This is a genomic window from Rufibacter glacialis, from assembly GCF_008271745.1.
Taxonomy (GTDB): Bacteria; Bacteroidota; Bacteroidia; order Cytophagales; family Hymenobacteraceae; genus Nibribacter; species Nibribacter glacialis.
Map to the genome: position 1 here is coordinate 455,406 of NZ_VKKZ01000010.1, position 13,632 is coordinate 469,037.

Below are 13,632 nucleotides of genomic sequence, written 5' to 3' on the forward strand. Positions count from 1 at the left end.
CAAATGGATAAATTGCATCTGATGTTTTTTGCTTTAATTCTTACTTCCCCATCCGTAATTCCAAATTCAAAAAATGATTAGGTGTATCTGCGTGGATGACGAGGCGTATGCCTCAAACTTGCTCAAGGCCTATATTGAGAAGATTCCCTTTCTGCGGTTTGTGGGCAGCACCACCAGCCCCGTGGAGGCGCTGGGTTGGGTGAGCGAAGGCCGCTGTGACCTGGTGTTCCTGGACATCCAGATGCCCGAACTCACCGGCCTGCAGTTCCTGAAACTGGCCGGTCACAAATGCAAGGTCATCCTCACCACCGCCTACCCAGAATATGCCCTGGAGGGCTACGAGCACAATGTGGTGGACTATCTGCTCAAGCCCATCGCGTTTGACCGGTTCCTGAAAGCCGTGCAGAAGGCACAGGCGGTTTTGGCCCCGTCGCTGGTTGCCATGCCTCCGGCAATTCCACTAATCCAACCGTTGCCAGCCGCAGCGGCCCAGGAGTACATGTTTGTGAAAGGGGAGAGCAAAAACAAGTTCCTACGCATCAACTACGCCGATATCCTGTTTATTGAAGGGCTCAAGAATTACGTGTCACTGTACCTGCCGCAGCAGCGCGTGGTCACCTACCAAACCCTGCGGGAATTAGAGGAGCAGCTGCCCCAGCCGCCGTTCTACCGGGTGCACAAATCCTACATCATCTCCATTGACAAGGTGCGCATGGTAGACGGCAATACCCTTTACCTCCAGGACAAAGAGATTCCTATTGGCGAAACCTACCGCGAAGGTTTTTTCAAGTTAATCAGGGAAAAGGAGCAGGGCTGAAAAAATTATCCGCCTTGCTAAGCGGCTCACTAAAAATGCCTGGTTACTTTTGACCTGTAGGTTGCAAGGCTAGGAACTTCTAGTTAGCAGAGCGTCCTGGTTTTAGGCTTGTTTTAGGAAAAAGAGCCGCTAAACGGCGGTCAATGAATTATGCTCATCTTCTTCGTGCTGCTGTACCTGGCCTTCAACGTGGCACTAGGCCTTTGGGCGGCCCGACGGGTACAGAATACCTCAGATTTCATGCTGGCGGGCCGGTCCTTGCCGCTACCTATGGCCACGGCGGTGGTGTTTGCCACCTGGTTTGGGTCAGAGACTATCTTGGGCGCCTCTGCTGAGGTGGCTGAAGAAGGCCTGATTGGCATGGTGGAAGACCCGTTGGGCGCCTCGTTGTGTTTGGTGCTGGTGGGGCTGTTCTTCGCCCGGAAACTTTACCGCATGAACCTGCTCACTTTCGGGGACTTTTACCGGGTTAAATTCGGCCGTACCGCCGAAATCATCGCCTCGTTTTTCCTGGTCATTTCCTATTTTGGATGGGTAGCCGCGCAGATGGTGGCCCTGGGCATCGCGTTCAACCTGCTACTGGGTACCACCTTGGTACAAGGCATTTTGCTAGGCAGTTTTTTGGTGGTGCTGTACACGTACTTTGGCGGCATGTGGAGCGTGAGCCTCACCGACTACGTCCAGACCATCATGATTATCCTGGGCCTGTTCATTGTCACGTGGTGGGTAGTGCAAGAGAAACCGCTGGCCGAAGTCACCGCCACGCTGCCCCCAGATTTCTACCGAATCACCCCGGCCACGGGCACTTCCTTCACCGGCTGGCTTAATTATCTGGCCCTTTGGATGACCATTGGCTTGGGTTCTATTCCGCAGCAGGACGTGTTCCAGCGCGTGATGGCCTCCAAATCTGAAAAGGTGGCCGTGCAGGCGTCCTTGCTGGCCGCTTTTCTGTACGTCACGGTGGCGCTGTTGCCTTTGGTGCTGGCCATTTACGCCAAGGTGCTGCACCCCGAGCTGGCCGCCAAAGATGCCCAGATGCTGGTGCCCAGCCTTATCCTGGGAACGGGCCCGTTGGTCATCAAGGTGCTGTTCTTCGGGGCCTTGATTTCCGCCATCATCAGTACCGCCAGCGGGGCGATTCTGGCGCCCGCCTCCATCCTCAGCGAGAACCTCCTGCGCCCCCTGTTCCAGCACATGACCGACAAAAAACTGCTGGCCCTTTCCCGGGCCTGTGTCTTGGTGGTCGCTGTCATTTCCCTGGGCTTCGCCTTGTCCAAGAACAACATCCATGAACTGGTGAGCGAGTCCTCGGCCCTGAGTCTGGTGAGTCTGCTGGTGCCGCTGGTAGCGGGCGTGTACCTCAAGAACCCTTCCCGCGAGGCGGCTATCCTCTCCATGGTGGCCGGAATGACCGTCTGGCTCCTTTGCCTGGCCCTGGACACCTCCCTCAACCCCATGCTCTACGGGCTGGCAGCCAGCGTGGCGGGCTATGGACTGGGCCTGCTGTGGCCTACCCAGAAAAAACACCTGCCACTTCAGCCAGAGAAAGCCACGCACTAGAAGGTTTAAGGCGTGATTTGGCAAAAACAGGCCTTAAACCTTCTTCCTTGGGCAACGGCGGCAAGCCGAAGGCTGGGTGTCCTGAAAGCTACCTCCTGTTTCCGTACCCTTTCCCGTTCGGGCTCGTTTCTTTTACCAAGGCTAAGGTTATTGCTTAGCTATACTTTGTAAGAAGAAACCATGGAAGCAACACAGATAGTCTTGGCCAGCCGGCCGAAGGGAACTCCCAACCAGGAAAATTTCAGGTTTGAAAACATCACCTTGCCCACCCTGCAGGCGGGAGAAGTGCGCCTGGAGCCGCTTTATATCTCCGTTGACCCCTACATGCGCGGCCGCATGAACGACGCCAAATCGTACACGCCCCCGTTTCAGGTAGGTGCGCCGCTGGAAGGCGGGGTAGTGGCGAAAGTGGTAGAATCCAAGAGTGAGGCTCTTGCCTCCGGCGATGTGGTGTTGGGCGCCTTGCCCTGGGCCACGCAAGCCATCGCAGAAGCGAAAAAGCTCCAGAAAATAGACACCAACCTGGCTCCCGCCAGCTATTACCTGGGTATTTTGGGCATGCCCGGCCTAACAGCCTATTTCGGGTTGCTGGACATCGGGCAGCCGAAGGAAGGCGAAACCGTGGTGGTATCAGGCGCGGCCGGCGCCGTGGGCATGGTGGTAGGCCAGATTGCCAAACTCAAAGGCTGCCGCGTGGTAGGCCTGGCGGGCTCCGACGAGAAAGCCGAGCTGCTGCAAAAGGAATTCGGTTATGATGCGGTCATCAACTACAAAACTACCCAGAACCTGCGCACCGACCTCAAAGCCGCCTGCCCTAACGGCGTAGACGTGTATTTTGACAACGTGGGCGGCGAGATTACCGATGCCGTCATTTCCCTCATCAACTTCCACGCCCGCCTCATCATCTGCGGCCAGATTGCCCACTACAACGATCAGCAACCGCAGCAAGGACCCCGGTTCCTGCCCCTGGTACTCACCCGCAGCGCGCTCATCAAAGGCTTCATTGTGAGCAACTACCACGCCCGTTTCCCCGAAGCCATGCAGCAGCTAGGCACCTGGGTCAAAGAAGGCAAACTAAAATACCAAGAAACCATCATAGACGGTTTTGAACAACTGCCGGAGGCCTTCCTGGGGCTATTCACCGGCCAGAACCAAGGCAAGATGCTGGTGAAGGTATAAAGGGGAGAAATAGTGAAAACGGGAAAGCCTCCTTAGCAAATAGCTCAGGAGGCTTTCCCGTTTTGGGGGCATATTCAGGAAAACAGCCCATAAGTGCAAACAGCAGAATTCCCTCTCCCTCAGGGAGAGGGCTAGGGTGAGGGGGCAGCGGTAGTTCTGAGGCAAAGGCTGTTCTGCCGTTGGAACCGTTTTGAACAGGTCGCGACCTGTCCCTAAATTTGTTTGTTTTATAGTTACTGCTTTTCTAATTGGAAACTTCTCCCCCTCATCCTAGCCTTCTCCCTCAGGGAGAAGGAACTCAGCTGATGCGTTTTAGGGCTGTTTTCTAAAAGATAGGCTCAAAACGCAATATAGGATTTCCTTTTAATCAGAAAGGTTGATGGGAGGCAAAGCCCTTTACGCCAGCAAGTCCTTAATCGCCATGTCCACTTTCTCAAACTGGAAGCCGCTGAGCACCTCGTCCATCAAGCCTTTGATTTCAGCGGTGCACAGGTTGCCGATGCTGCCTTCGTGGGTGTGGTGCACTTTCTCGGGACGCTCAAATTCGCCTTTCTCGATGGCCATGCCCACGTTTTTGTAGGCATCCCGGAACGGCACGCCGCTGAGTACCTGGTTGTTCACCACTTCCACGCTAAAGAGGTACTGGTATTTTTCGTCCTTCAGGATGTCTGGGTTCAGTTTCAGGTGCGGGAGCATGAAGGTCATCATCTCCAGGCAGTTCCTGATTTCAGTGAAGGCCGGGAAGAAGCTTTCTTTGAGCAACTGCAGCTCGCGGTGGTAACCGGAGGGCAGGTTGCCCAGGAGCATCTGAATCTCGGTGGGGAGGGCTTGCAGACGGTTGCACTTGCCGCGCATGATTTCAAACACATCGGGGTTCTTTTTGTGCGGCATGATGCTGGAACCGGTGGTCAGCTCGTCAGGCAGGGTCACGAAGGCGAAGTTCTGGCTCATGTACAGGCACACGTCCATGGCCATGCGGCCCACGGTGCTGGCTATAGAAGCCAGGCCCATGCTCACGCTGCGTTCGGTCTTGCCGCGGCCCATCTGGGCGTACACCACGTTGTAGTTCAGCGCCTCGAAACCCAATAAATCGGTGGTCATCTGGCGGTTGAGCGGGAAGGAACTGCCGTACCCAGCCGCGGAGCCCAGCGGGTTCTTGTTGCTGATTTTATAGGCAGCCTGGAGCAGCTGTAAATCGTCCACCAAACTTTCGGCGTACGCGCCAAACCACAAGCCAAAGGACGAGGGCATGGCCACCTGCAAGTGCGTGTAGCCGGGCAGCAGAATGTCCTTGTTCTTCTCGCTGAGTTCCTGCAAGGTGCTGAATAGCGTGTGAACGGCCTCTACGGTCTGGCGGATTTCATGGCGGATAAACAGCTTCAAATCCACCAGAACCTGGTCGTTGCGGGAACGGCCGCTGTGGATTTTCTTGCCCGCTTCGCCCAAACGGCGCGTTAACAAAAGCTCCACCTGCGAGTGTACGTCTTCCACGCCGGGTTCTATTTCAAATTCACCGCGTTCAATGCTCTGGTAAATAGCCTTGAGTTCGCGCTGCACGGCGGCCAGGTCTTCCGGCTCCATAAGCCCGATGCTTTCCAGCATACGCGTGTGCGCCAGGGAGCCCAGCACATCAAACGGAGCCAGTTGCAAATCCATTTCGGCGTCTTTGCCCACGGTGAATTTCTCAACGTTCTGGGCCACGGAGGTTTCTTTTTGCCAGAGTTTCATGCTAAGCGGTAATAACAGGTGTCAATAATTGTATGTAAAGAGCAATGCCTTCTTCCAGTTCGGAAAGATAGATAAATTCATCGGCGGTATGCGACCGTGCCGAGTCGCCGGGACCCATCTTGAGCGACGGAATGTTCAGCAGCGCCTGGTCTGAAGTGGTAGGGGAGCCGTACAGGTTCCGCCCCAACTTCACGCCCGACTGCACAATGGGATGCTCCCGGTCAATGGATGAGGGCCGTAACCGCGTGGACCTCGGTGTCACCTCGCTCTTCACGTGCTCCCGGATGATGCTCAATACCTCCTCCGGCTGATAGGCATCCGTCATGCGTACGTCCACGGTGAAGGTGCACTGGTCGGGTACCACGTTGTGCTGCGAGCCTGCCTGAATAATGGTCACGCTCATCTTCACCGGCCCCAGAAAGCTGCTTTCCTTTGGGAAACGGTATGTGCGGAACCATTCAATATCTGGTAATGCTTGGTAGATGGCGTTAATGCCTTCCTCACGGGCGGCATGTCCGCCCTGGCCGCGGGCTACGCAATCCAGTACCATCAGGCCTTTTTCGGCCACGGCCAGGTGCATCTGGGTAGGCTCGCCTACTATGGCAAACTCCAAATCGCCCAGCTCCGGGTATACCAGTTCAATGCCGTTGCGGCCTGATATTTCTTCTTCGGCGGTAGCCGCCAGCACCAGATTATATTTTAAATCTTGCCGGTCATAGAAGTGCAGGAACGTAGCAATCAGAGAAACCAGACAACCGCCCGCGTCATTGCTGCCCAAACCAAAGAGTTTGCCGTCCTGCACGGTAGGCGTGAACGGGTCAAACCTCCAGCTGGGGTGCGGCTTCACGGTATCATGGTGCGAGTTCAGGAGCACCGTGGGCAAAGCTGGGTTGTAGTACTTGTTAAAGGCCCAGACGTTGTTTTCCCTGCGGTGTATTTCCACGCCCCGCGCCTGCAGAAACTGCGCAACCGCCTCGGCCGTTCCTGCCTCCTCGCGGCTGAAGGACTGGATGGAGATGAGCTGCTGGAGCAGTGATAAAGCGTCTTGGTATAAGGTGTTGGCCATTTAAGATATTCCCCCTTTGAAGGGGGCGAAGGGGGATGTTTACAATTGTTGGTTGCGCACTGCTGTTTTGGGCAGTTTAACAGAAAACCGCCTGAAAACAACAATGCGTGGGAGACAAGGCGGTGCCTGGTCTCTACTTGTCGTCGGTATACAGTTTCTCTGCCTTCTGCGCCGAGGTTCTGATGCCTTTGATCATGGCCGAGCTGAAGCCGTTGTGCTCCATCTCGTTCAGGCCGGCAATGGTGCAGCCTTTGGGCGAGGTTACTTTGTCAATCTCGTTCTCGGGGTGGCTTCCGAAGTGAAGCAGGAGCGAAGCTGCGCCTTTGGCCGTTTGGGCCGCCATGCGCAAGGCATCACCGGCGTGGAAACCAATCTCGGTACCGCCCTGGGCCGCCGCCCGGATGGACCGCAGAAAGAACGCGATGCCGCAGGCCACCAAAGCCGTGGCCGAGGACATGAGTTCTTCCTCAATTTCCACGGTCTCGCCCACGGCCGAGAAGATTTCCTTCACCAGTTCCATGTTCTGCGGGGAGGCGTTCTTGCTGGCAATACAGGTCATGGACTGTTGGATGGCGATGGCGGTGTTGGGCATGGCGCGCACCACTTCCACCACTTTGCCAATGCGGGAAATAATGTCGGTCACGGCCACACCGGTCACGATGGAGATGAACAGATGGCGGCTGGGGTCAATGCTCTCCGAGATGGTATCTAGCACGCTGTCCAGTTGCTGCGGCAGGATGCTGAGCACGATGATATCGGCCTCGGCCACGGCCAGGGCGTTGTTGCTGGAGGCGCGGTAGCCTTGGGCCACCATGGGCTCTAACAACTTGGTGTTGCGGCGGGTGAGGGTAATGTCTTCGGCGCGGTATTTCCCGGCGGCCACCATGCCCTTGGCCAGGGCGATGCCCATGTTGCCGCCGCCCAGAATGGCTATTTTCTTGTTTAGTTCGCTCATGGTTCACGTATTTTGTAGCCAGTGTTTTGGCTTGCTATCTAGAGGTATACCTGCAAGAAAGGTATTTTCTTAACCGGATGCCCGTTTTAGGCCTGTTTTCTGGAAATCTAGCGTAAAACAGTTCATCCGAAGACACTCGTAGGAGCTGCGCACACTACGAGGTCTTTTGAGATGACGTCTGATGCGCGGTTGGCGGCTAAACGGGAGAGGTTTTCAAAACCTTACAGGTTTTTGTTTTAAAAGGCTGTTTTCTGAAAACGAACTCAAAAACCTTCTTACTGGCCCAGCCGCTGGTACAATGACCTCGTAGTGTGCGCAGCTCCTACGAGTGTCTTACAGCGTTATTCTGGTTCCCGCCTTTCCGCCGGCGGCGATGTCTTGAATCTCGGCGGCATCTCCAATCACCACGGCTTTCACGCCTTGTTCCAATGCGGCGAACGCATTGTCCAGCTTGGGCAGCATGCCCGCGAAGATGGCGCCTTTGTCCTTCAGTTCAGCATAGTAGTTGGGTTGCAGGTGGTGAATCACGCTGGTTTCATCTTCTACGTTCAGTAACACGCCCTTCTTCTCGAAACAGTAAATCAGGTTCACCTCAAACCGGGTGCTCAGGGCCACGGCCAGGGTAGAGGCGATGGTGTCGGCGTTGGTGTTGAGCAGGCTGCCTTCCCCGTCGTGGGTGAGGGCCGCAAACACCGGAACAATACCTTGCTCCGCCAGGGATGCCAGAAATGCCACGTTCACCTGGTCCGGGCTTTCCACGTCGCCTACAAAACCGTAGTCAATGTCTTTGACCGGGCGTTTGTGGGCGGGAATGACGTTGGCATCGGCGCCGGTGAGCCCCAGGGCGTTGCATTTACGGGCCTGGAGTTGCGCCACCAGGTTCTTGTTCAACAGTCCGCCGTAGACCATGGTCACCAGGTGCAGGGTGTTGGCATCGGTGACCCGACGGCCGTTTATCATGATGGGCTCCATTCCCATCTTTTTGCCTATCTCAGAGGCAATGGTTCCGCCGCCGTGTACCAGCACCTTAAAGCCAGGCACCAGGGAAAAATCCGTCAGGAACCGCTCCAGGTTGTCGGCGTTGTCCAGCACGTTGCCGCCTATTTTGATGACGCTTATTTTGGTAGACACGGTGGTAAATACTAGATGTTAGACGTTAGATTTTAGACATTCTCAAATCTTGCTCTTCCGGATTTATCATTCCGGAAGCATTCTGTCGGGGATTTCCTAATCCCCGTTTCTGCAAACTTGCCCATCACGGTTCCCGGCGGATTGGTAAATCCGCGATAGAGGGGTTCGAGATTACAAATCCCGAACAGCTATAAAACAGCAGACCCGAATAGCGGACAGTGTTATTGCTTATCTGCTTCTCCTTGGCCTGTCCCCCGACAGGCCACTAACAGGGCGTTTGTCAGGCAGAGCTTTCAGTCTGTCAGGGGACAGACCGAGGAAAAGGCGGATAACAGGAGAAGTGCTTGGGTTAAGGGAGACCTCACAGGTTTTCAAAACCTGTGAGGTCTTTGGTTCTTTTACTGAATCCCTTCCAACAACCGCTTCAACACCGCCTGGGCGGCAAATTCCCGGTTGGCGGCTTCGTTCACTACCAAAGAATTGGGGCCGTCCAGGATTTCGTCGCTAAGTTCCACGTTGCGCCGAACGGGCAGGCAGTGCATCACTTTGGCGTTGTTGGTATTGGCTAAGTGCTGGTTGGTGAGCATCCAGCTGGCGTCTTGTGTGAGCACCTCTCCGTAATTGGGCTGGTAAGTAGACCAGTTCTTCACGTAGATGAAATCCACGTCCTGCAGGGCCTCTTGCTGGTTGTAGGTGATGGTGGCGCCGTTGGTGAACTGCGGGTCCAGCTCGTAGCCTTCGGGGTGGGTGATGACGAAATCCACGTCGGCGGCGCACATCCACTCAGCGAAGGAGTTGGGCACGGCCTGCGGCAAGGCTTTTACGTGCGGTCCCCAGGTCAAGACCACCTTCGGCCGACGGCCTTTGGGGGCATGTTCGGTGATGGTGACTAAATCCGCGAGGCTCTGCAACGGGTGGCGGGTAGCCGATTCCAGGCTCACGAAGGGCACGTTGGCGTACTGGATGAACTTCTTCAGAATCTCTTCTGAATAGTCTTCCTCCACGTTCTGCAGTTTAGGGAACGACCGAAGGCCCAGCACATCACAATATTCGCCCATGACCGCGGCGGCGTCTTTGATGTGCTCCACGGTGGTGCCGTTCATGATGGCCCCGTCCTGGGTTTCCAGCGCCCAGCCTTCCTGGCCCATGTTCATGACCATCACGTTCATGCCCAGGCTCTGCGCCGCTTTCTGCGTGCTCAAGCGCGTACGTAAACTTGGGTTCAGGAAAATAAGGCCCAGCGTCTTGCGTTTGCCCAGGTTCTCAAAGGCGTACGGGTTCTTCTTCAGTTCCAATGCTTCCTGCACCAGAGCATTGATATCTTCTACGTCGTGAACGGAAGTGAATTGCTTCATATTTTTTGGATTTAAGACGCTAGACATAAGACACAAGATTTTCCATCCTATATCCAAAGTCTTGCGTCTTATGTCTTACATCTTGTGTCTATTTAACTAAAGCTGCGAACGCCTCTAAGAACCGGTCTATCTCCGCCTTCGTTACGTTCAAGGCGGGCAGAATGCGGATGGTGTTTTTGTTGGACGCTGAGCCGGTGAAAATGCGGTACTGGTCTAACAGGGCTTTGCGGAGCGGGGCGCATGGCTCTTCCAGCTCAATGCCCACCATCAGGCCCTGGCCGCGCACTTCGCGCACGCCCGGTAAGGCCTTGGCTTTCTCCATGAGGTATTTGCCCAGTTTGGCGGCATTTTCTACCAGGTTCTCCTGCTCCATCACTTCCAGCACCGCCAAAGAAGCGGCGCAGGCCAGGTAATTGCCCCCGAAGGTGGTGCCCAGCATGCCGTGCTTGGCCGGAATCTCCGGGGAAATCAACACGCCGCCCACCGGAAAACCGTTGCCCATGCCCTTAGCGATGGTAATCAAATCCGGACGGATGCCCGCGTGCTGGTGCGCAAAGAACTTGCCCGAACGTCCGTATCCCGACTGCACCTCGTCCAGAATCAACAGTGCGCCGTGTTTCTTGGCCAGTTTTTCCAACTCCTGCAAAAACTGCGGCTCTGGAATCACCACGCCGCCTACGCCCTGAATGCCTTCAATGATGATGGCAGCCACTTCATTAGAAGACAGCACTTCCTCTACCGCGGCCGTGTCGTTCATGGGCAGAAACACCACGTTGCCGGATTCGTTGACCGGGGCTACAATGGTAGGGTCGTCTGTGGCGGCTACCGCCGCCGAGGTTCTGCCGTGAAACGATTTCCGGAAGGAGATGATTTTCTTGCGGCCGGTATGGAACGACGCCAGTTTCAGGGCATTCTCGTTCGCCTCGGCGCCGGAGTTCACCAGAAAGAACTGGTAGTCTGGGTACCCGCTCAGTTGACCCAGCTTGTCGGCCAGTTCCTGTTGCTGTGGAATCTGCACCGAGTTAGAGTAGAAGCCGATGTTGTTGAGTTGCTCAGTCAGCCGCTGCACGTAATGCGGATGGCTGTGCCCGATGGAAATCACCGCGTGGCCGCCGTACAAATCAAGGTATTCGGTGCCGTTGGCGTCCCACAGCGTGGAGCCGAGGGCCTTCACGGGAGCTATGTCAAAAAGGGGGTAAACGTCAAAGAGATTCATTGTATAGACGTAAGATTCAAGACGTAAGACTTAAGACTTTCTGTTTTTGGCCTGTTTTCCGGAAAACAGCCCCGAAACAGCATTTATATTTTGCTGGCGCGAAGTTTTGGTTCGCGTTGCTAGGTGCAATCATGGACTAGCAGCAGTTATTTTTTGTCCTCCTGAAAGGACCTGGTGGCCTAGCTAGAATAGCGTTGTAGTAAACGCTTTTACCGTTCGCCCACAAGGTCCTTTCAGGAGGACAAGGTGGTATGGCGCGGAGGTGACCAAACTTGTGAGGTTTTCAAAACCTCACAAGTTTTTGCGTTTCGAGGCCGTTTCTCGCAAAACAGGCTTAAAACGCCTCCCTGGAATGCCCTCTCTCCGTTGGGGAGGGGCTAAAACCCAATCGCCTTCAACTGCAGCCCGGCCCTTTCCTCCAGCCCGAACAGCAGGTTCATGTTCTGCACGGCCTGACCGCTGGCACCTTTCAACAGGTTGTCAATGAGGCTGGTGATAACCAATTGGTCGTCGTGCTTCTCTATATATAAGAGGCACTTGTTCGTGTTCACCACTTGCTTAAGGTCTGGGTTGCTATCCGTAACGATGGTGTACGGATGGCCTTCGTAAAACTGCCTGAAGAGTTGCTGCGCCTCCTCCAGACTCAAATCTGAGGTCAGGTAGGTGGTGCACAGGATTCCCCGGCTGAAGTTTCCGCGGTAGGGCACAAACCGGATGGCCGTGTTGACCTCTTTTTGCAGGACTTGCAGGCTTTCCGTTATCTCCAGCAAGTGCTGGTGCCCGAATACCTTGTAGCTGGAGACGTTGTTGTTGCGCCAGCTGAAATGGGAGGTCTCGGCCAGTTTCTGGCCCGCGCCGGTAGAGCCCGTGATGCCGCTCACGTGCACCTCGACGGGCAGCGAGCCGTTCTGGGCCAGCGGCAGCAACGCTAACTGAATGGCAGTGGCAAAGCAGCCCGGGTTGGCCACGTTGGCGGCAGTCTTAATCTGCTCGCGGTTCAGCTCGGGCAGGCCGTACACAAAGGCGCGGTTGCCCAGAGAAGATTTTTCCGCGAGGCGGAAGTCCTGGCTCAGGTCAATGATTTTCACCTCTTCCGGAATAGCGTTGGCGTCCAGGAACTTCCGGGCGTCGCCGTGGCCTACGCAGAGGAAAAGGACGTCTACCTCGGTTCCCAACTCGTTCGTGAACACCAAATCCGTGTCGCCTACTAAATCGGTGTGGGTGGCGGTGACGGGTTTGCCGGCCTGGCTGTTGCTGTGCACGAAGCTAATTCGCACGTGTGGGTGGTGCACCAGCAGGCGCAGCAGCTCACCACCGGTGTAGCCCGCCCCGCCCACAATGCCCACTTTTATAAGGCTATTTTGCATTGTCTTCGCCGTTGATTAAGCGGTACATCATGGTCTGGTTTCCGAAAATCTTGGAGAAACCTTTCACGTCTTCGCCAGACCAGGCGTTGTTCATCTCACCGTACGACCCGAATTTAGACGACATCAAATCATGCTCCGACTCAATGCCCTCTACCTGGAAGCGGTAAGGCGCCAGCAGCACGTGTACTTTGCCGGTCACGGTTTTCTGCGTGTCGGTGAGGAAGGTCTCAATGTTGCGCATGGTGGGGTCCAGGAACTGGCCTTCGTGCATCCAGTTGCCGTACCAGGTGGCCAGGCTGTCTTTCCAGTACAGCTGCCATTTAGTGAGCGTGTGTTTCTCCAGGGCGTGGTGCGCTTTGATAATGACCATCGGCGCTGCCGCCTCAAAACCTACGCGCCCTTTGATACCGATGATGGTATCGCCCACGTGGATGTCACGCCCAATGGCGAAGGCCCCGGCAATCTCCTGCAGCTTCTGAATCACGTGCACAGGGTTATCGAATAGCTCGTCGTTTAGGCCCACCGGCTCACCGTTTTTGAAGTGCAGGGTGATGCGCTCCGGCGTTTCTTTGGTCAGTTGGGTAGGGTACGCAGATTCTGGCAAAGCCTGGTGCGAGGTCAGGGTCTCTTTACCGCCCACCGAGGTGCCCCAGATGCCTTTGTTGATAGAGTACTGCGCCTTCTGAAAATCCATCTCCACGCCCCGCTCTTTCAAGTATGCAATCTCTTCCTCTCTGGACAGTTTCAGGTCACGGATAGGAGTGATGATTTCCACGTTGGGGATGAGGATGTTGAACACCATGTCAAACCGCACCTGGTCATTGCCGGCGCCGGTACTGCCGTGGGCCACCGCCTCGGCATCAATCTCTTGGGCATACTTGGCAATGGCCACCGCTTGGGAAATCCGCTCGGCGCTAACGGAAAGGGGATAAGTGTTGTTTTTCAGCACATTCCCGAAAATCAGGTACTTCAGGCAGGTCTGGTAGTAGTTGTCGGTTTCATCTAAGGTTACGTGGTGGGCCACGCCCAGATTCTCGGCCCTTCGGGCGATTTCCGCCAGTTCGGCCTCAGAGAAGCCGCCGGTGTTCACAATGGCCGAATAGATTTCATAACCTTGTTCCAGCAGGTACTTCACACAAAAGGATGTGTCTAAGCCGCCACTGAACGCGAGAACTACTTTTTTCATGATGTATTGAGTGATTGAGAGATTGAATGATTGAGAGATTTTTTATTGAGTGATTGAATGGTTGAATGATTG

The 13,632-nt window shown here is 55.3% G+C and carries 11 protein-coding genes; 3 read left to right on the top strand and 8 right to left on the bottom strand.

Annotated elements, in window-relative coordinates:
- Nucleotides 1-73 precede the first annotated feature (73 nt).
- The 3 genes from FOE74_RS02805 to FOE74_RS02815 all read left to right on the top strand — a co-directional run bounded on the left by FOE74_RS02805 (nucleotide 74) and on the right by FOE74_RS02815 (nucleotide 3,556).
- The gene (locus tag FOE74_RS02805) at nucleotides 74-817 is read left to right on the top strand and encodes a LytR/AlgR family response regulator transcription factor (protein WP_149097071.1); all 744 of its coding nucleotides are present in this window, start codon (nucleotides 74-76) and stop codon (nucleotides 815-817) included.
- Nucleotides 818-967: 150 nt separating this feature from the next.
- Nucleotides 968-2,377 carry a sodium:solute symporter family protein gene (locus tag FOE74_RS02810; protein ID WP_149097072.1) on the top strand — a complete coding sequence of 470 codons (1,410 nt, stop codon included), beginning with the start codon at nucleotides 968-970 and terminating at the stop codon, nucleotides 2,375-2,377.
- Between the two features lie 180 nt (nucleotides 2,378-2,557).
- A complete protein-coding gene (locus FOE74_RS02815; RefSeq protein ID WP_149097073.1) occupies nucleotides 2,558-3,556 on the top strand; it encodes an NADP-dependent oxidoreductase in 999 nt (332 codons plus the stop codon).
- A 396-nt stretch (nucleotides 3,557-3,952) separates the two neighbouring features.
- On the opposite strand, the gene argH is transcribed toward FOE74_RS02815, so the two are convergent.
- The 8 genes from argH to argG form a co-directional block, all read right to left on the bottom strand.
- Entirely contained in the window at nucleotides 3,953-5,284 is a 1,332-nt protein-coding gene (argH, locus tag FOE74_RS02820) for an argininosuccinate lyase (protein ID WP_149097074.1), read from the bottom strand.
- Nucleotide 5,285: 1 nt separating this feature from the next.
- Complete coding sequence (locus tag FOE74_RS02825; protein ID WP_149097075.1) at nucleotides 5,286-6,350, bottom strand: M20 family metallo-hydrolase; 1,065 nt, start codon at nucleotides 6,348-6,350, stop codon at nucleotides 5,286-5,288.
- 133 nt (nucleotides 6,351-6,483) lie between these two features.
- Nucleotides 6,484-7,305, bottom strand: coding sequence for a pyrroline-5-carboxylate reductase (proC, locus tag FOE74_RS02830; protein ID WP_149097076.1), 822 nt, complete (start codon nucleotides 7,303-7,305; stop codon nucleotides 6,484-6,486).
- Nucleotides 7,306-7,638: 333 nt separating this feature from the next.
- Nucleotides 7,639-8,436: an acetylglutamate kinase gene (gene argB / locus FOE74_RS02835; RefSeq protein WP_225840603.1), complete on the bottom strand. Its 798-nt coding sequence runs from the start codon at nucleotides 8,434-8,436 to the stop codon at nucleotides 7,639-7,641.
- A gap of 398 nt (nucleotides 8,437-8,834) precedes the next feature.
- A complete protein-coding gene (locus FOE74_RS02840; RefSeq protein ID WP_149097077.1) occupies nucleotides 8,835-9,791 on the bottom strand; it encodes a Rossmann-fold NAD(P)-binding domain-containing protein in 957 nt (318 codons plus the stop codon).
- 88 nt (nucleotides 9,792-9,879) lie between these two features.
- Nucleotides 9,880-11,007: an aspartate aminotransferase family protein gene (locus FOE74_RS02845; protein ID WP_149097078.1), complete on the bottom strand. Its 1,128-nt coding sequence runs from the start codon at nucleotides 11,005-11,007 to the stop codon at nucleotides 9,880-9,882.
- Nucleotides 11,008-11,384: 377 nt separating this feature from the next.
- Complete coding sequence (gene argC, locus FOE74_RS02850; protein WP_149097079.1) at nucleotides 11,385-12,374, bottom strand: N-acetyl-gamma-glutamyl-phosphate reductase; 990 nt, start codon at nucleotides 12,372-12,374, stop codon at nucleotides 11,385-11,387.
- Entirely contained in the window at nucleotides 12,364-13,563 is a 1,200-nt protein-coding gene (gene argG / locus FOE74_RS02855) for an argininosuccinate synthase (RefSeq protein ID WP_149097080.1), read from the bottom strand. The genes argC and argG overlap by 11 nt, the downstream gene beginning before the upstream one ends.
- Between the last annotated feature and the right edge of the window lie 69 nt (nucleotides 13,564-13,632).

Coding starts and splice junctions, on each gene's coding strand:
- argH (WP_149097074.1), bottom strand. CDS start 5,284: ATGAAACTCTGGCAAAAAGAAACCTCCGTGGCCCAGAACGTTGAGAAA.
- FOE74_RS02840 (WP_149097077.1), bottom strand. CDS start 9,791: ATGAAGCAATTCACTTCCGTTCACGACGTAGAAGATATCAATGCTCTG.
- proC (WP_149097076.1), bottom strand. CDS start 7,305: ATGAGCGAACTAAACAAGAAAATAGCCATTCTGGGCGGCGGCAACATG.
- FOE74_RS02825 (WP_149097075.1), bottom strand. CDS start 6,350: ATGGCCAACACCTTATACCAAGACGCTTTATCACTGCTCCAGCAGCTC.
- argC (WP_149097079.1), bottom strand. CDS start 12,374: ATGCAAAATAGCCTTATAAAAGTGGGCATTGTGGGCGGGGCGGGCTAC.
- FOE74_RS02805 (WP_149097071.1), top strand. CDS start 74: ATGATTAGGTGTATCTGCGTGGATGACGAGGCGTATGCCTCAAACTTG.
- FOE74_RS02810 (WP_149097072.1), top strand. CDS start 968: ATGCTCATCTTCTTCGTGCTGCTGTACCTGGCCTTCAACGTGGCACTA.
- FOE74_RS02845 (WP_149097078.1), bottom strand. CDS start 11,007: ATGAATCTCTTTGACGTTTACCCCCTTTTTGACATAGCTCCCGTGAAG.
- FOE74_RS02815 (WP_149097073.1), top strand. CDS start 2,558: ATGGAAGCAACACAGATAGTCTTGGCCAGCCGGCCGAAGGGAACTCCC.